This window comes from Chryseobacterium salviniae (assembly GCF_035819015.1).
In the GTDB taxonomy this organism is placed as follows: domain Bacteria; phylum Bacteroidota; class Bacteroidia; order Flavobacteriales; family Weeksellaceae; genus Chryseobacterium; species Chryseobacterium salviniae.
Window position 1 is genome coordinate 184,646 of record NZ_JAYLAA010000050.1, and the last position, 19,650, is coordinate 204,295.

Genomic DNA, 19,650 nt, shown 5'->3' on the forward strand with positions numbered 1-19,650 from the left:
GCTTTTTCAAGCGGTTTTTTTCACATACAATCAATAAATAATAAAAATCATTTCTCATGAAGAAATTACTATTACTGACAGTTTTATTTTTCTCACAAATGATATTTTCGCAATCCGACTGTGTTACGGCAATTGCAGTTTGTGGAAATTCGGGTCAGTCATATACCCCAAGCGGACATGGAGCAACTCAGGAAAGCCCCCTGGGAGGATGCCTGTCTACTGAACATTACTCTGTGTGGTATAAATTTACTATTGCTACCGGAGGGACACTTACTTTTGTCATTAATCCTAATGCGACAGGTACCAGTACAGATTATGACTGGGCTGTTTATGGTCCCAACGTACAGTGTGGTGCTCTCGGATTACCCGTAAGATGTTCCTTTTCTGCTGGTGGAGGCCCTACAGGACTCAACATGACTTCCCTGGACACCTCAGAAGGAGCTGGTACCGATAATTTAGGAAATCCCTCAGACCGTTTTGTAAAATATATGGACGTTTTGCCGGGCGAAACATATTATCTCATTGTAGATAACTTTTCATCAAATACTACCGGTTTTGCATTACAGTGGGGAGGAACTGCTACCCTTGCTTCTCCGTTTACCGATCCTAATTTAACACCGAATCCATTTGTAGCTCCAGGCACACCAAGTGCAACCCCGGGCGGGCCAAATGAAATTGTACAGTGTCAGCTTCCTACTACTTATAATTTCAGTACACTGAGTGCTGGAATCATTAACGGCAACCCTAACTTCCAGGTTACGTATCATTATAATTTAAATGATGCGATTACCGGAGCAAACCCTATTACGACACCAATTACAATAAACGGTACAACTATTTATTATTACAGCATCCATTATCAGGATCCTGCAAACCCGAATAACCCGATCAACAGCTGTACCCAGACCGGTGCAATTAAATTTGTTCCCGGAAATATTGTCACCAATAATGCAACGCTTACCTCGTGTAACTATAACAATTCAGGCACAGGTACTTTTAATTTAACAACAGCTTCTGTGTATGCGCCCACAACCGGTGTTACAAAAAAATACTATCCAACTCAAGCTGATATGAATGCAGGAACCAATGAAATCACCAATCCTGCAACATATTCTTCTACTGCTCCTAAAACGATATATGTAAAGATAAATACAGACCAGGGATGTTTTGGAAATGCAGAAATATCATTGCAGTTTTTTGCGCCGCTTCCGGCAGTAAATGTTACACTTAAAGCATGTAATAACAACAATGCAGGAACGGCTCTGTATGATCTCACGGCAGCAGACGTGTATCCTCCGGGGAACGTTACAAAAAAGTATTATCTAAGCCAGGCAGACCTAAACGCTGGTACTAATGAAATTACCAATCCTGCAAGCTATACATCTGCTGCCCCTAAAACAATTTATGTACGGGTAACAAATCCACAAGGATGTACAGGGCAGTCAGAGATTTCTTTACAATACCTCCCGGTTGTTACTGTAACAGAAGCAACTCTGGAATCGTGCTTTATCGAAACGGCTGTTAACAATGCCTCTTTTGATCTTACACAGGCGAATGTTAACTCACAAACAGGAACCAGTAAAAAATATTATAAAACACAGGCTGATGCTATAGCAGGAACAAATGAAATATTGAACCCTACTGCTTATATTGCAACAACAAGTGTTGTATACGCAAAAGTAACTAATGATACCGGTTGTTATACCGTTGCAAAAATCAACCTTAAAGTTTTGCCGCCGGTAACATCAAGTGTTCTAAAGGACAAGATCATCTGTATTGAAGATAAGACAACTTTAGATGCAGGACCTGGATTTGACGCGTACGAATGGAGTACAGGAGCTACAACCCAATCTATTTCCGATGTAACAGCAGGTATTTATTGGGTCAAATTAAAAACAGGTGAGTGCTGGACGCTACAGCCGGTAAAAGTGACCGCTTCCGTACAGCCGGTAATTACCAATATTGAAATTACAAATGATTCATTCACAGTAACTGTTACCGGAGGAAAAGGCCCTTATCAATATTCTCTTGACGGAATCAACTGGCAGAATTCAAATGTATTCACAGGACTTCCGAGAGGTGAAAACAAAGTGTATGTAAAAGATTCTTACGATTGTAATCCTATAAGTGTTCAGGTAACGGTTCCTAATCTTATTAATGCCATTACACCAAATGGAGACAACAAAAATGATTATATAGATTATTCCGCATTATCTTATAAGAAAAATGTTGTTTTCACGGTGTACGACAGATACGGAAACATGCTTTACCGTGCCGATAAAATCAGAAACTATACCTGGGATGGTACTTCCAACGGTAAGAAAATTATAACCGGTACGTACTGGTATACTATTACATGGACTGAAAATGATAAAGACAATACCGAAACCAAATACAGCGGTTGGGTATTGGTTAAAAACATCGATTAATTAACCGATTAATTCTCAAATAATTAAATCACCTCTGTTAAGGGGTGATTTTTTTTATGCACATCAACACAAAACCCCATGTTCATTAGATTTTAACAATGTTAAGCTTGTAAATTGTTGAATACTATTTTTCAATTGCTTTTCAAAAAAACTATCTTTGCAGAACTATGGCGCAGAAAGAAACATTATCTTCATTGACGAACGGAAACTTTGCAAAAGAACTCTCCATTGCTGACGGAAAAATGCCGCCAAACGCTCTGGATTTCGAAAGGTTGGTCATCGGAACCTTTTTAATTGACAAAAAGGGTCTGGACCATTCTATTGACTTACTCACACCGGAAGTTTTTTATGATCCGAGACATCAGGTAATTTTTTCTACCATTTTAAAACTTTACGAAGGAAACCAGCCGGTTGACTTAATGACCATTATCCAGGATCTGAAAAAAGATGGCAGATTAAATCTTGCCGGCGGAGACAGTTATATCATTGATCTTACCATGGGCGTAAGCTCATCAGCTCATATTGAATACCATGTTCGGGTTATTCTCGAAAAATATATTTTACGAAGTCTTATTAATGTATCTGCAAACGTTATTGATGCAGCCTATAAAGAATCAACCGACGTTTTTGAATTATTGGATAAAGCCGAGCAATCGTTTTTTGAGATCACCAACGGAACCATCAAAAAAGGGTTTGATACGGCCAATTCATTGGTAAAGCAAGCTATTGACACCATTAAATCTTTAAAGGATAAAGAAGGGCTTTCCGGGGTTCCTTCGGGGTTCCGTGATGTAGATAAAGAAACGGGAGGATGGCAGAATTCCGATCTTATCATCATTGCAGCGCGTCCGGCGATGGGAAAAACGGCATTTCTACTTTCCATGGCGAGAAATATTGCCGTAGGACATAAAATTCCGATGGCCCTGTTTTCTCTCGAGATGGCTTCCGTACAGCTTATCACCAGAATGATTGCTTCAGAAACAAGAATTTCTTCTGAAAAATTACGAAAAGGAACACTGGACGACGAAGAATGGCAAAGATTGTTCTCCAACGTATCAGAACTGGAAAATGCTCCGCTGTATATCGATGAGACACCTTCCCTTTCCATCTTCGATTTCCGTGCAAAATGCCGAAGACTGGTAATGCAGCATGGTGTACGACTCATCATGGTCGATTATCTTCAGCTGATGACCGCCGGTAGCGGAGGAAAAGGAACAGGAAACCGTGAGCAGGAAATTTCCATGATTTCAAGATCACTCAAAGCCATTGCAAAAGAACTTAACGTACCGGTAATTGCTCTTTCACAGCTTTCGCGTAGTGTGGAAACACGTCCCGGAAAAAGGCCGCAGCTTTCCGATCTCAGGGAATCCGGAGCAATTGAGCAGGATGCGGATATCGTATCATTCATCTTCAGACCGGAATATTATAAAATTACGGTTTGGGATAATGACGAAGAAGGACAGGAAACCTCAACGGAAAACCAGGCTGAGCTTATTATTGCAAAACACAGGAATGGTGCAACTGCCGATGTGCGTTTATCCTTTTTGAAGCATTTTGCTAAATTCGGGGATATTGAAGCGGCTTTTGACGGAGGAATGGGCGGCGGATATCCTTCAAACTTAGGATCTAATGAGCCGAGCGGTTTCGATAAAATTAAAACAACCATACAGCCGGGAGCAGCCTTTGATCTTCCGAACAATTCTCAGGTATCAGGATCTTCCATGAATGATCTTGATGATGATGATGATTTTCCTTTTTAAAAATTATGCTAAGATTCAGACGAAATTTAAAATCTAAATCTTAACGTTTACCTTTAACCTCATGAAAATAGAAATATACACCGACGGAGCATGCAGCGGAAATCCCGGAAAAGGCGGATATGGAATTCTCATGCGGGTACCTGAAAAAAATTATCAGAAAACATTTTCAAAAGGTTTCAGGAAAACCACCAACAACAGGATGGAACTCCTTGCCGTAATTACCGCTTTAGAAAAGCTCAAATCTCCTGAAAACGATATTCATATTTATACCGACAGCAAGTACGTTGCTGACGCTATCAATCAGAACTGGCTGGCCGGATGGATCAAAAGAGGCTGGAAAAATGTGAAAAACCCTGATCTTTGGCAAAAATTTGTGGTATTGTATAACCTCCACAAACCAAAAATACACTGGATTAAGGGACATGCGGGACATTTTGAGAATGAATTGTGCGACAAACTAGCGGTAACTGCCGCTGCATCAGCTGATTTGGCAGTTGACACCTATTTCGAAAATCTTGAAAAGAATTCTCTTTTTTAATTTATATTCAAACTAAATACAAGCGAAAACCTTTCATTATTTGCTTACATAATTTATTATTTATTATAAAATAGCCATCAATTTCGGTAAAATTAACATTAAATATACATTTATTGATCAGGATTTAATATCTGACACGTCTAAATCTAAGTGTCTAATAAATGAGTAAAAAAATCTACCTCTTGTTATTGGTAAATGCATTGCTTTTTTTTCCGAAATATGCTTTATCCCAAACTTATCAGCTTACAGGAAATCCCGTTAATACAACCGGATGGACGATGGTTGCTCCCACGGTAGTCAATACAGATTTTGTACAGCTGACTCCTGATACCAACAACCAATCCGGATCAATACGCTTAAACGATCCCATTAACCTTAAATACTGTGACAAATGGAGAGTGGAATTTGATTTCAGAATGGATTCCAACCAGACGGCCAATGGAGACGGCATTGCTTTCTGGTATCTTGCCAATCCGCCGGTAGCAAGTGTATTAGGCTCCGGTTTAGGAGTATCACAAAATGCTGTAGGATTTATTGTAGGGCTTGACACTTATAACAATACCACTACTGCCGTTATGAGCAAAGTACATGTTGCTTACGGACAAGTACCGAATACAACGGACAATAATAATGTAGAATTTTTTAATGTTGCCGGAAGTTCTTTTCACTCACCGGATCTGAACACTACACTTCCTTTTCAGGGAACCAACTATAAACATGTTGAAGTAACAGCAGAAGTAGATCCTGCTGCCCCCGCCAACTGGATTGTAAAAATCACTATAGATGGAACCCAAATCTGCAACCAGTCTTTTGCCCCATCCGGAACTGCCGCTGCAATGACGGTGGGTTATTTCGGGTTTTCAGCTTCTACAGGAGGAAACAGATCAAGGCACTCGATCAAAAATGTAAAAGTTTATATTGATAAGGTAGCCCTTAATCAGACAACAGTAACTGATACTTTTTGTCCAAATCCTACTACAGGACAGGGAACAGTAAATTTAACGAGTTATCAGAATCAGTTTGTTGCTAATCCTGCAAACTACACATTTTCGTATAGTGTATCAGGAACACCTATTACAAACCCTGCAAATTACCAGTTCAGCGCTAATACAACTGTTTCGGTTTTAGTAAAGGATAATTCCGGCTTGCTATGTGACAACCCGGATGGTAAAATACAGCTCAACCTGTCACCATTTACCGCTACTCCCGCAACACTTACATCCTGTAATAACAACAATGCGGGAACCGCAACCTTTAACCTCACTTTAGCAAATGTAAATGAACCTGCAGGTTCTACAAAAAAATACTATAAAACATTAGCAGACCTCAATGCAGGTATTGAAATCCCTAATCCTACAACATATGTCTCTGCTGCAGCAATTGTTTATGTAAAGGTTACCACGCCTCTTGGGTGCGTAGGATCGGCACCAATTACGCTTGCATTTTTCCCTCAGATTGTAGCGAACGATGCAACCATAGATTCATGCTTCATTGAAACTGCTCCCAATACAGCTTCGTTTGATCTTACGCAGGTAAATGTGACTTCAGCACCAGGAATAACGAAGAAATATTTCAAAACAGAAGCGGATGCTATGGCAGGTACCAACGAAATTCTGAATCCTACCGGTTATATTGCAACATCTTCCACTGTCTATGTAAGAATTACCAATCTTGCAGGATGTTTCGTGATTGTTAAAATAACACTGAAAGTTTTACCTCCTGTTTATTCTTCAGTATTAAAAGACAAGACGATCTGTATTGACGATAAAACAGCATTGGATGCAGGACCCGGATTTGATACCTACCTTTGGAGCACAGGAGCTACTACTCAATCTATTCAGGACATTACCCCGGGAATGTATTGGGTACAATTGAAGACAGGAAGATGCACAACCATGCAGATGGTAAAAGTAAATCCTTCACCTCAGCCGGTTATTGCCACAATTGATATTACAAATAATACCATTACCGTAAATGTAAAAGGAGGGAAAGGCCCTTATCAATATTCTCTTGACGGCATCAACTGGCAGGACTCGAACGTTTTTTCAGGGCTCACAAGAGGCGAAGTGAAAGTTTATGTGAAGGATGCTTATGACTGTACACCTATTGAAGTACAGATTACAGTTCCTAATCTTATTAATGCTATCACCCCTAATGGAGATAACGCAAATGATGTGATTGACTATTCGGCTCTGGCTTACAAGAAAAATCTTGTTTTCACTATCTTCGACAGATATGGAAACAAACTATATCAAGCCGATAAAATAAGAAATTATAAATGGGACGGAACCACCGGCGGTAAAAAAGTAATTACCGGAACCTATTGGTACACTATAACATGGAACGAAAACGATAAAAATAATACGCAGACTACTTACAATGGATGGGTATTAGTAAAAAACATAGAATAATGAATTACATAGAGATCACTCCGGCTAACGGGGTGGTCTTATTAGCCTTAAAAATGAAGGCATCCTTAAAAAAACATAAATGAGCAGTAAAAAAAGTATCATTTTAATAACTAATCACCATGAAAAACAACCTGCTCTCTTATTTCTTCTTAATTTTCATCTTTTTATCCGGCAAAATTTCTGCACAGACTTATCAGCTTACCGGCAATCCTGTAAACGTTACAGGATGGGATCTTGTTTCCAGCGCTGTCATCAATACGGATTTTATACAGCTGACCCAAGATATAGGCAATCAATACGGAGCCATCAAACTTCAGGATCCTATTAATCTTAAATATTGCGATAAATGGAAGGTAGAATTCGATTTTAGGATCGACGGAAACGGAACTGCACAGTATGGAAGAGGCGACGGCTTTACTTTTTGGTACTTAGCGAACCCTCCAACAGGTTTTGTTTCCGGGGGAGGACTCGGAATTCCTGCGAATGCAAGTGGGCTGATGGTGGGATTTGATATTTTCAACAATTCCACGGAAGGCCAGATGAGCAAAATCCATGTTCTTTACGGAACGAATAATGGCTTAAACAACAACATTGAATATAACAATACAGCAGGAAGCACTTTCCATTCACCAGACCTTAATCCGACCCAGCCTTTTGTGGGATCAACCTATAAGCATGTGGAAGTAAACGGAGAAACAGATCCGGCAAACCCTGCCAACTGGCTTATTAAAATAAGAATAGACGGCGTACTGATTGCTGACCAGTCTTTTGCCCCTGCCGGAGGCGCAATAGGTATGACAACAGGTTATTTCGGATTTTCTGCGGCAACGGGTGGAGCGAGCGCAAGGCATTCCATTAAAAATGCAAAGATCTATATTGATAAGGTTCCGATTTTAACAAACACAATCAACCCTTTTGTTTGTGTGAATCCCGCAACAGGAAACGGAACGGTAGATTTAACTTCGTTTCAGAATCAATTTGTAACCAACCCGGCCAATTATACATTTTCCTATTTCGGTCCTGGTGGAACAGCGATTCCCAACCCGTCTGATTATCAATATTCAACAGGAACGACTACTATTACCGTTGTAGTGAAAGATCCTTCCTCTACTTTATGTGATAATGGAGACGGAACTATTGTGCTCACACCCACTCCTTTTGCTGCTAATGACGTGACACTTACCGGATGTAATAACAATAATGCTGGAGGGGCAGTGTTTGATCTTACTTCAGCAGCGGTTTCATCCGTTCCGGGAAGTACATCTGTATTTTATCATACTCTATATGACCTTACTAATCACATTAATCCAATTACCAATCCGTCTTCTTTCCTTTCCCCTGAAGCAACGATTTACGCACAGGTTACCACCCCACAGGGATGTACTGATCTGGCTCAGATCACACTAACATTGTTTCCTATAGTGGAGGTTCAGGAAGCTACCTTAAGAACATGTGCTATTGAAAGCAATCCTTCAACAGGATTATTTAACCTTACAACGGCTCCCGTAACCACCCAGAGCGGAACCGTAAAAGAGTATTATCCTTCCTTAGCAGATGCACAAAACGGAACTAATGGGATCGCAAATCCTTCTTCATATGTCTCTTCAAACGGAGTCGTATATATTAAAGTTTCAAATGGAAACGGGTGTTATGCCATTGCTAAAGTTAACCTTATCGTTATTCCTCAGGTTTTCTCTACCACTCTTAATGATAAAATTATATGTATGGAAGATTCTACAATCCTGGACGCCGGATCCGGCTTTAGCGGCTATGAGTGGAGTACAGGGGCAACAACCCAGACGATCTCAAATGTTGGAGTGGGTACCTATTGGGTGAAACTCAAGACAGGAGACTGCGAGGTTACTCAAAATGTGAAAGTATATGCTTCTGATCAGCCTGTAATTTCCAGTATTGATATTAACAACACAACGGTTGCAGTATACGTAAATGGAGCAACGGCTCCCTATCAATATTCTACAGACGGAATCAACTGGCAGGGTTCTAATGAATTTAAAAATGTCCCACGTGGCGACATTAAAATTTATGTAAAAGATGCTTATGATTGCGTACCTATCAACATCACTGTAGTTGTTCCGAATATTATTAACGTAATTACACCTAACGGAGACGGCGTGAATGACAGCATCGATTATTCAGCACTCGCAGGAAAGCAAAACCTTGTATTCAATGTTTTCGACCGATACGGAGCGTTGATTCATAAAGCTGACAAAACCAACCGATATCAATGGGACGGAACCATGGGCGGCAGAAAAGTTTCCACAGGAAGTTACTGGTATTCCGTATCATGGAATGAGAATGACAAGAAGAACACGCCAATCAACTATTCAGGATGGGTACTTGTGAAGAACAGGGATTAATTATTTTTTAGCTTGTGGCGGCCTTTCAGGCCGCCGCAAGCTCTTTTTCGGTCAAACCTTGAAGATTTTGAAAACCTTCAAGGTTTCAAAGCTCGATTAATTATAATTTAAAAAGATATATTTCATATTAAGCCGAATTAATTCACGTTCAATCCTTAAATTTGTGATATGAATTATTTGGAAGCTTTAAGCAGAAGATATTCTGTGAAAAAATTTAACACCGAAATAATCCCACGGGAAACACTGCATAATATTCTGGAATCCGGAAAATTATCGGCAAGCTCTTTAGGTCTTCAGCCTTACAAAATTCTTATTGTGGAAAGTAAGGAAATGAAGGAAAAGCTTATTCCGGCATTTTACAATCCGTCACAGGTTTCCACATGCTCGCATCTGATTGTTATTATTTCAAAAAAGATATTGGACGAAAGCTACATCAACGGATACTTCAGACATATTTCCGAAGTACGGGAAACTCCCGAGGAGAAACTGGATCTCTTCCGAAAAAGCATCAGTCAGCATATTAATCAAAAAACTCACGATGAAATTTTCAACTGGGCAGAAAAACAGTCTTATATCGTGTTGGCAAATATGATGTACGCCGCAGCAATGGAAAATATAGACACCTGCCCGATGGAAGGTTTCCGCCAGGACCTAATTGAGGAAATATTAGAAATAAATCCCGACTCCGAAAAGGCAACCGTAGCCCTCGCTTTAGGCTACCGTTCGGAAGAAGATCATTTCCAGCATATGAAAAAAGTAAGAAAACCAAACGAAAAATTGTTTAAATTTATTTAATTATTTAGACGATTGTCTTAAACTAAGGATATGATAAAAGCGGATGTACTGGTAATCGGTTCCGGAATTTCGGGACTCTCTTATGCCATAAAAGTTTCTGAGCAGCTTCCTGACGCCAAAATAATTATTGTAACAAAATCTGATGAGGATGAAAGCAATACCAAATATGCACAGGGCGGCCTTGCAGTAGTAACAGATTCTAAAAACGATAATTTCGATAAACATATTGAAGATACCATGCGTGCCGGAGACGGCGAAAACAAGCGCGATGTTGTGAAAATGGTGGTAACGGAAGCGCCTGCAAGATTCAATGAAATTGTGGAATGGGGCGCTAATTTCGATATGAAAAACGGGGAATTTGCTTTAGGCAGAGAAGGCGGCCATACGGAAAACAGAATTGTACACCATAAAGATATCACAGGCTTTGAAATTGAAAGAGCTCTTCTTGAAACAGCTAATAAAAGCAGCAATATTGAAATCTTGGACCATCATTATGTTATCGACATCATTACCCAACACCATGTTCCGGGAAAAGAATTGAATGAAGGCGACATCCACTGCTATGGCGCTTATATTTTAGATGAAAAGTCTAAAAAAATTAAAAAAATTACTTCAAAAATCACACTGGTTGCTACCGGTGGAGCCGGCCATGTCTATAAAAATACAACCAATCCTACTATCGCTACAGGAGACGGAATTGCTTTTGTGGCAAGAGCAAAGGGAAAGGTTTCCAACATGCAGTATTACCAGTTTCATCCTACTGCTTTATACAGCAAGATCGATGGAATGCTGTTTCTGATTTCCGAGGCCGTGCGCGGAGACGGGGCAAAGCTAAGAACAAAAAGAGGTGAAAAATTCATGCATAAATATGATGAGCGTGAAGAGCTAGCTTCCAGGGATATTGTGGCAAGAGCTATTGATGCCGAAATGAAAATTACCGGTGATGAATATGTAGGACTGGATTGCCGCAATATGAATCATGACAAATTTCTTGAACATTTCCCGAATATCTATAAAAAATGTAAAGATGAAGGAATTGATCCCTTCAAACAGCTTATCCCTGTAGTTCCGGCCTGTCATTACCTCATGGGAGGCATAGAGGTAGACAAAGACGGACAGTCTTCCATCAGAAATCTTTTTGCGGTAGGAGAATGTACCAATTCGGGGCTTCACGGCGCTAACCGATTAGCTTCCAATTCATTGCTTGAAGGATTGGTTTTCGGGCATAATGCCGCAATAAAAACAGTTGAGCTTTTAAACGAAAATAATTTTAATTTCGATGATCTTAAAGCCGTTCCGGAATGGAATGAGGAAGGAATGAAAATCATGGATGAAATGGTAATCGTGTCTTACCTCAGAAAACAGCTTCAGGAAATGATGAGCGACCTGGTGGGAATTGTACGCAGCAACCGCCGTCTGAATATGGCACTTCAGAAACATCAGGAAATTGCTGCTGCCGTGGATGAAATTTACCACTATTCTATTCTTTCTCCCCAACTTTCGGAATTGAGAAATTTAACCACTGTAGCCCACCTTATTATTACCCAGTCTATGGAGATGAAAGAGAATAAAGGGGCATTTTATAATAAAGATTTAGTTTAACACAATCAATATTTTATTCTATTCAAGAATTACTTCTTTTATAATTCTTTTATTTGGAAAGAGAATCCCTTTTATTACTAAAATTAAAAATATGAAAAAACCTGCATACGTCACAGATAAAGCCTTAAAACAATTCATAAAAAATGCTTTGGAAGAAGATATTCAGGACGGAGATCACTCTACGCTTTCTACCATCCCTAAAGATCTGGAGCAAAGCGCAAAGCTTTTGGTAAAGCAGGATTGCATTATTGCCGGCGTCGAATTGGCAAAAATCATATTTAAAACTTTTGATAAAAATCTAAAAGTTGAATCTTTTGTAAAGGACGGTGATGCTGTTAAAATTGGTGACGTCGCTTTCATCGTAACGGGAAGTGCAAGGTCTATTCTTTCAACAGAAAGACTGGTTTTAAACTGCATGCAGAGAATGAGCGGCATCGCAACGCTTACCCATGACTGGGATTCCCGTCTTGTTGGCACTAAATCCAAGCTTCTGGATACCCGGAAAACAACCCCGAATTTCAGGATCTGCGAAAAGTGGGCGGTTGCTATAGGAGGCGGAACCAACCACCGCTACGGCCTTTATGATATGATCATGTTAAAAGACAACCATATCGATTACAACGGAAGCATTACCAATGCTGTAAAAATGGCCAAGGATTATATCAAAAAAAGTAAGAAAAAACTCAAAATTGAAGTTGAAACCAGAAACCTTGAGGAAGTGCGGGAAGCAATTGATGCAAAAGTAGACAGAATCATGCTTGACAATATGGATGTTAACATGATGAAGGAAGCTGTTCAAATGATTAATGGCTCTTGTGAAACCGAAGCATCCGGCGGAATTACACGAGACCAGCTGAAAGAGATAGCTTCTACAGGCGTTACTTATATATCTGCAGGAGCTTTAACCCATTCTGCAGAAAATATAGATCTTAGCCTTAAAGCCGTCAAATAAAGTTGAATTTTTAATAAAAATAAATAAGTTTAGGTAAAAATTCAATAATGTGATTTTTTTCATGTTAAATTTCAATTATTATTCAATACATTGTAAATCAGAAATATAGAGCTTATTAAGATTGAATAAAAATTAATACAATGTTAATATTAGTTAAAATTTATTTCCCGAATTTTGCTGAAAATTTAAATCTAACTATTACTAACGATTATGAAATTAATCAACAAATCAATGCTAACTGCGATAATAACATTATCCACAGCTAGTGTTTATTACGCTCAACAGGTTCAGGATACGGCATCAAAATCCAAAGACATTGAAGAAGTAGTATTAACAGGTGTTGCCGATATCGCTAAAGATAGAAAGACCCCTGTTGCAGTTTCAACAATCAAAGCCGCACAGATTGCTGAAAGATTAGGAAACCAGGAACTTCCTGAAATCTTAAACACAACCCCTTCTGTATATGTTACAAAAGGAGGTGGAGGTTTCGGAGACGCTTCTATCAGAGTAAGAGGTTTTGGTAATTCAAATATCGCTGTGATGATTAACGGTATCCCTGTTAACGATATGGAAAACGGAGCCGTTTATTGGTCTAACTGGGCTGGTCTTTCAGATGTAACCTCAGCTATTCAAATGCAGAGAGGACTCGGATCTTCTAAATTAGCTATTGCTTCCGTTGGGGGTACAATGAACTATATTACGAGATCTGCGGATATGAAAAGACAAGGAAATGTAACCGTAGGTTTAGGTAATGATGGATATTTAAAAACTTCATTCGCATATAATACTGGTAAGTCAGCAAAAGGATGGTCTACATCTTTCTTATTAGGTAGAACTGCCGGATCAATGTATTTTGAAGGTTCAGAGTTTGAAGCATATAATTATTATTTTGCTTTAGGTTACCAACCGAACGAAAAACATGATTTTCAGTTTACTTTCACTGGAGCACCTCAGTGGCATAATCAAAACTTTACAAATTCCATTGCTACTTATTTAGATATGGGTGATGGATTATTAGACGGTAAAAAGGCCGCAGATCCAAACAGAAGATACAACTCTAATTGGGGGTTATTAAATGGAGAAGAGTTCTCCACAAATACTAACTATTATTCCAAACCAATCATGTCATTGAACTGGGATTGGAAAATTTCTGAAAAATCTAAACTGTCAACAGTTGGATATGCTTCTTTTGGTAGAGGTGGAGGAACAGGTTTCCTAGGAAGCATCAACGGTAAATCTATTTTTAATGTAGCAAAAACTGCAGACGGACAAATGAGATGGGATGACATCGTAAGATGGAATCAAGGAGCTGTAATTGCTGACTTCACTAATAATGCAGGAACCGCTGCTCCGGCTAACGCAACTCCGGGAATTGCTACACGATCAAACGGTATCGTACGAAGAGCACACGTAAATTCTCACAACTGGTACGGAATCTTAACTAACTTCCAGCATAAGATCAATGAAAATTGGAATTTCTCCGCTGGTTTTGATGGTAGATATTACTACGGTTATCACCCTGGTGTAATTACAGATTTCTTAGGAAACAGAGAATACCGAGAAAACCAGAACCTCAATCAACAACCATATTACACAGTTACAGAATCATACAAAGCAAAGCCTTCTGCTAATCCATTTGCAAAAGCCATCAAAGATGATTCTCAGATTGCAAGCAGAAATTATGATGGTGAAGTATTATGGTACGGAGTATTTGGTCAGGTGGAATATTCAAAAGATAAAATTTCAGCATTCATTCAGGGATCTGCTTCCAATCAAGGATTCCAAAGAATTGACAACTGGATTGTTGACGGAGTTACCAGACAGCCAAATGCTGTAACAGGAGAAGTGGTTAATAGAAAAACAGGATTTAAAAATATTTTAGGATATAATGCAAAAGGGGGTGTGAACTATAACATCGATGAAATGCATAATGTGTTTGCAAATATTGGTTACTATTCAAGACAGCCTTTCTTAACAGCAGTATATCCAAACAACCAGCAAGTTTTAAACCCTAACTTAACGAACGAGAAGATATTTTCTGCAGAATTAGGATATGGTTTCAGGTCTTCAGACTTTAAAGCTAATGTGAATTTATACAGAACTTCTTGGGCGGACAGATTTCAAAGAAGAACGGGTTTAACCATTGATCCGGATAATAATCCTGCTACTAATAACTCTTTCTTAAATGCATATGCGGAAGTAAATGGTATTACTGAAGTTCACTCAGGTATTGAATTTGAAGGATTCTACAAATTAGGTCAATTTTTAGAATTGGAAGGTGCTGTATCAATTGGAGACTGGAAATACACCAAAGATGCAACAAGTACAGCATATGATGAAAACAACAACCCAATCAATTTATCATCAGGCTCTAACGTATCAACACTCGCTTTAGATGGGGTTAAAGTAGGTGATGCTGCACAGTTTACTACTTCATTAGTAGCAATTGTAAAGCCAATAGAAGGATTAAGAATATTTGCTAACTGGAGATATTATGACAAATTATATGCTGGTTTCAACGTAAATGATTTTGACAATTCCAGAAACAATGCAACTTATACAGCTCCAGCTACAGAATTTGGTGCTTTAGAATTACCAGACTATCATTTATTTGATTTAGGTGCTTCTTATAGATTCAATATAAAAGGTGGACAAAGTTTCACAATTGGCGCAAATGTTTACAACCTTTTTGATACGACATATATCTCTGAATCAACATCAAACGTACACGCAAATCAATCAAGAAGAAACTTTACTTCTGATGCTGCGTACAACTCTTATGTTAATGCAGGGCAGTGGAACGGTGTTAGCCAGCAAAATACGGTTTATTTCGGATTCGGAAGAACATGGGCTGCTAATGTAACTTTCACATTCTAATAAAATAAACATTAGATTTTCTCAATATCAATCCCGGCGAAAAGCCGGGATTTTTGCTATATTTGTGTAATTAAAAAAAGAAAAAATAGACTATGGACTTTTACAACATTTTGCTTAATGCACACAAAGGATTCGCCTATCTGGAAATACTTTTGGTAACGCTGTTTGTTATCGCACTTTTAGCAACCATGTTCGGCTTTAGCGGAAAAGTGAATAACTTCCTGAAGAAAACAACGCTTTTTGCGATGATTTTCTTCCACATTCAGTTTGTATTGGGAATTATTATGTTGGTAACCACATTCTCAAACGGACTTAATATGGGAGAAGTCATGAAAAATTCCGCATTAAGATTTCAGTATGTGGAACATCCGTTTTCTATGCTGATTGCAGCCGTTTTAATGACAATCGTAAACAAAAAAGTAAAAACCAACCCTACTATCTCTTTAGGAGTGGTCATTATGGGGCTGATCGCAGTAGGTTTATTCGCATTCGCATTCCCGTGGGCAAGAGTCTTCGGGTCATAAATATATTAACATAAATAATTTTTAATTAAATCAATGAAAGTAGCTGTAGTAGGTTCAACAGGAATGGTTGGACAAGTTATGCTTAAAGTTCTCGAAGAGAGAAACTTCCCTGTCACAGAATTAATCCCGGTAGCATCCGAAAAATCTGTTGGTAAAAAGGTGAAGTATAAACAGGAAGAATTTACAATTGTAAGCATGAAAGACGCTATAGCTGCCAAACCTGATATCGCCATCTTCTCTGCCGGAGGCGCCACATCACTAGAATTTGCACCGCTTTTTGCCGAAGCCGGAACTACCGTGATCGACAACTCTTCCGCATGGAGAATGCATCCTGATAAGAAACTTGTCGTTCCGGAAATCAATGCAGATGTGCTGACAAAAGAAGATAAAATTATTGCCAATCCCAACTGTTCTACCATTCAGTTAGTAATGGTTTTAGGCCCATTAAATAAAAAATACGACCTGAAAAGAGTAATCGTTTCTACCTACCAGTCTGTAACCGGCACTGGTAAAGCAGCTGTAGACCAGCTGAATTCCGAGATCAGCGGAGATGAAACCATTGCAAAAGTGTATCCTTATCAGATCTTCAAAAATGCTCTTCCTCACTGCGATGTCTTTGCAGATGACGATTATACCAAAGAAGAGATCAAACTGATGAAGGAGCCTAAGAAAATTTTAGGAGACGACACTTTCAACCTGACGGCAACAGCAGTACGTGTTCCCGTTCAGGGAGGCCACTCCGAAAGTGTTAATATCGAGTTTGAAAATGAGTTTGATTTGGATGAAGTAAGAAAAATCTTATCCGAAACGCCGGGCGTTGTAGTGGTGGATAATGTCAAAAATAATGAGTATCCGATGCCTCTTTATTCAGAAGGAAAAGATGAGGTTTTTGTAGGAAGAATCAGAAGAGATCTCTCACAGCCCAAGACCCTGAATCTCTGGATTGTGGCAGACAACCTGCGGAAAGGCGCTGCAACCAACGCAGTACAGATCGCAGAATATCTTGCAGCCAACAACTTAGTGTAAACTAACAAAAATAAAAAGAGTCTCAGAATTGAGATTCTTTTTTTTATCAAACCTATGAACGTTCAGAAAAGTAATACTCAAGATAAATTAGCCTTTCAGAAGCTTATTGCCGCTTTTGGAATCATCCTTTTTATAGGGAAAATAATTGCCTGGAAACTTACGGATTCAGATTCTGTATTTTCCGATGCCATGGAAAGCATTGTAAATGTCATCAGTGCGTTTATGGGATTGTATTCTTTATATTTAGCCGCAAAACCTAAAGACGAAGATCATCCCTACGGACATGGAAAAGTAGAGTTTGTAACATCAGGAATCGAAGGTGCCCTGATCGCTATCGCCGGTATCATGATTATCTACGAAGGCATCAACAGCCTTATAACAGGAAAAATATTACAGAAACTCGACTGGGGAATTGCCATTATCGCAACAACGGCTATGATCAATTATCTTTTAGGGTATATCTCCATTAAAAAAGGAAAACATGAAAATTCGCAGGTGCTGGTTGCTTCCGGAAAACATCTTCAGTCGGATACCATTACAACATTGGGCGTTGTAGTCAGTTTGATTGTAGTTTATTTCACGAAGATTTACTGGCTGGATTCGGTTGTAGCGCTACTATTCGGTTTTTATATCATCTATATAGGCTATAAGATCATCCGCAAATCATTAAGCGGAATTATGGATGAACAGGACCCTGACCTTCTTAATCATATCATTAAAGTTTTAGAAGAGAACCGCCGTACGGAATGGATTGATGTTCACAATATGAAAATCCAGCAGTTTGGCGCCAACCTCCATATTGATGCCCATATCACCTTACCGTGGTATTACAGCCTTCGCGATGCACACAATGAAATGGAAAAAATGATTATCCTTCTTGCAAAAAATACCAGAAGAAGTATAGAATTCAATTTTCATATGGACGACTGCAAGCCCATTTCATGTCCTATTTGCCAGATCGCCGACTGCCCGGTTCGGGAAAGGGACTTTGTAAAAAGAGTAATTTGGACTCCGGAAAATGTAACGTGTGTAGATAAGCATACAGCTGAATAAAAAAATTATTACATTTGTTAAAAATAATAATATGGGAGTAGGAACAAATCTTAAAAGATTAAGAAGCAAAACAAAATTTTCTCAGCAGGATATTGCAGATAAGCTAAATATCGACCGGGTGACCTATGCCAATTGGGAAAGTGAAATGTCTGATATAAAGTCTCAATACATCCCGAAATTAGCAGAAATTTTTGAGGTTGAATTAAAAGAGCTTTTTGAAAATGATCAAAAAATACAGGTAACAAACAATATTGAAAATAAGGATAAAACGGGTGCAGGTGGAGTTGGTGTACAAAAAGGAAAAGTTATAATAAACATGATTATCACCGATGAAAACTCTCTTTCAAAAGTTAAGGAGGAATTGGATAAATACCTTGATAAAGATTAATTCATTTTTCATTAGTCACAAATTTAAAAAGCGAGGCTGTCCTAAAAGTTTGGACTGCCTCGTATTTTTTTAAACAAGTTACTTCTTACTTCTCAAAGAGATAAAATTAGCAATTTATTATTCTATACTTAATTCAATCGGATTATAATTTTTCGCTCTTTCTTGTGCTTTCTTCATAATCATTCTTAATGTTTCTGGATCATCAATTAACTTATTATAAGTATTAGGATCGGCTATTTCTCTTCTTTGATAATCAAAAATTTTAGTTTTATTCACTAAAGTTGCTTTAGGTTCCATATTTGCTGATCTAGCAAAATATTTTCTTTTTCGAAAATTATACATACTAAATACATAATCCTTTTTTTTATCGAAAATTTCGATAATAAGTCCAGGTAATTTATTGAATTTATAAGGACCAAACGGAAATGGTATCTCTTCAGTAAACCAAGCTACCCAACTACGACCATATTTTTTAATGATAGCTTTCTGACACTTATATTTTCCAATTATCCTAAATTCATTTATAAGTTTCCATTCAAAATTATTTGACTCTTCATACTTGAAAATTTTATTGGCGACAGGAGATGTTACGTATAATTTTCCGCTTGTTGTCCCAATATATTCAGGAAAGTCTGTAGAATATTTCAGACCTACGGCAATACCAGATTTTTCATTAACTTTTTTTTCTAATTTTAAAGAATCCATAATATACTTTTTCATATTTTTATAATAAGATCCTTTTTCATTTATAAGGAGTGCAAACGTATCTTCTTGTGAAACCGCATTAGATTTCTGATCTTTGTAAATTAACTTATAATCAGCTTCATATAATACGTCAAATCCTGTTTGCGATTTAACAAAAATCATTAAAAAAAGTAAAATCAGTGAATAAAATATTTTCATATCTTTTTAAACAA

At 38.3% G+C, this 19,650-nt stretch carries 14 protein-coding genes; 13 read left to right on the forward strand and 1 reads right to left on the reverse strand.

The genetic code is table 11. The features are described 5' to 3' along the window. Positions 1-56 precede the first annotated feature (56 nt). From SOP96_RS16090 to SOP96_RS16150, 13 genes are all read left to right on the forward strand, one after another. Positions 57-2,429 carry a T9SS type B sorting domain-containing protein gene (locus tag SOP96_RS16090; RefSeq protein ID WP_326321918.1) on the forward strand — a complete coding sequence of 791 codons (2,373 nt, stop codon included), beginning with the start codon at positions 57-59 and terminating at the stop codon, positions 2,427-2,429. 167 nt (positions 2,430-2,596) lie between these two features. Beyond that, a complete protein-coding gene (dnaB, locus tag SOP96_RS16095; protein ID WP_326321919.1) occupies positions 2,597-4,189 on the forward strand; it encodes a replicative DNA helicase in 1,593 nt (530 codons plus the stop codon). Between the two features lie 61 nt (positions 4,190-4,250). Beyond that, positions 4,251-4,727: a ribonuclease HI gene (gene rnhA, locus SOP96_RS16100; RefSeq protein ID WP_326321920.1), complete on the forward strand. Its 477-nt coding sequence runs from the start codon at positions 4,251-4,253 to the stop codon at positions 4,725-4,727. Positions 4,728-4,888: 161 nt separating this feature from the next. Continuing rightward, a complete protein-coding gene (locus tag SOP96_RS16105; protein WP_326321921.1) occupies positions 4,889-7,138 on the forward strand; it encodes a T9SS type B sorting domain-containing protein in 2,250 nt (749 codons plus the stop codon). Between the two features lie 119 nt (positions 7,139-7,257). Continuing rightward, a complete protein-coding gene (locus SOP96_RS16110) occupies positions 7,258-9,516 on the forward strand; it encodes a T9SS type B sorting domain-containing protein (protein WP_326321922.1) in 2,259 nt (752 codons plus the stop codon). Between the two features lie 168 nt (positions 9,517-9,684). Then, on the forward strand, positions 9,685-10,311 hold the full coding sequence (locus SOP96_RS16115) for an NAD(P)H-dependent oxidoreductase (protein WP_326321923.1): 627 nt from the start codon (positions 9,685-9,687) through the stop codon (positions 10,309-10,311). Between the two features lie 30 nt (positions 10,312-10,341). After that, a complete protein-coding gene (nadB, locus tag SOP96_RS16120) occupies positions 10,342-11,913 on the forward strand; it encodes an L-aspartate oxidase (RefSeq protein WP_326321924.1) in 1,572 nt (523 codons plus the stop codon). 91 nt (positions 11,914-12,004) lie between these two features. After that, complete coding sequence (gene nadC / locus SOP96_RS16125) at positions 12,005-12,865, forward strand: carboxylating nicotinate-nucleotide diphosphorylase (protein ID WP_326321925.1); 861 nt, start codon at positions 12,005-12,007, stop codon at positions 12,863-12,865. 210 nt (positions 12,866-13,075) lie between these two features. Further along, complete coding sequence (locus tag SOP96_RS16130; RefSeq protein ID WP_326321926.1) at positions 13,076-15,742, forward strand: TonB-dependent receptor; 2,667 nt, start codon at positions 13,076-13,078, stop codon at positions 15,740-15,742. A gap of 92 nt (positions 15,743-15,834) precedes the next feature. Beyond that, on the forward strand, positions 15,835-16,266 hold the full coding sequence (locus tag SOP96_RS16135) for a hypothetical protein (RefSeq protein WP_326321927.1): 432 nt from the start codon (positions 15,835-15,837) through the stop codon (positions 16,264-16,266). A gap of 33 nt (positions 16,267-16,299) precedes the next feature. Further along, on the forward strand, positions 16,300-17,292 hold the full coding sequence (locus tag SOP96_RS16140; protein WP_326321928.1) for an aspartate-semialdehyde dehydrogenase: 993 nt from the start codon (positions 16,300-16,302) through the stop codon (positions 17,290-17,292). Positions 17,293-17,346: 54 nt separating this feature from the next. Next, positions 17,347-18,345 carry a cation diffusion facilitator family transporter gene (locus tag SOP96_RS16145; protein ID WP_326321929.1) on the forward strand — a complete coding sequence of 333 codons (999 nt, stop codon included), beginning with the start codon at positions 17,347-17,349 and terminating at the stop codon, positions 18,343-18,345. Positions 18,346-18,376: 31 nt separating this feature from the next. Beyond that, positions 18,377-18,733, forward strand: a complete 357-nt coding sequence (locus SOP96_RS16150) for a helix-turn-helix domain-containing protein (RefSeq protein WP_326321930.1) — start codon at positions 18,377-18,379, stop codon at positions 18,731-18,733. A gap of 117 nt (positions 18,734-18,850) precedes the next feature. On the opposite strand, the gene SOP96_RS16155 is transcribed toward SOP96_RS16150, so the two are convergent. Then, a complete protein-coding gene (locus SOP96_RS16155) occupies positions 18,851-19,636 on the reverse strand; it encodes a GLPGLI family protein (RefSeq protein ID WP_326321931.1) in 786 nt (261 codons plus the stop codon). Between the last annotated feature and the right edge of the window lie 14 nt (positions 19,637-19,650).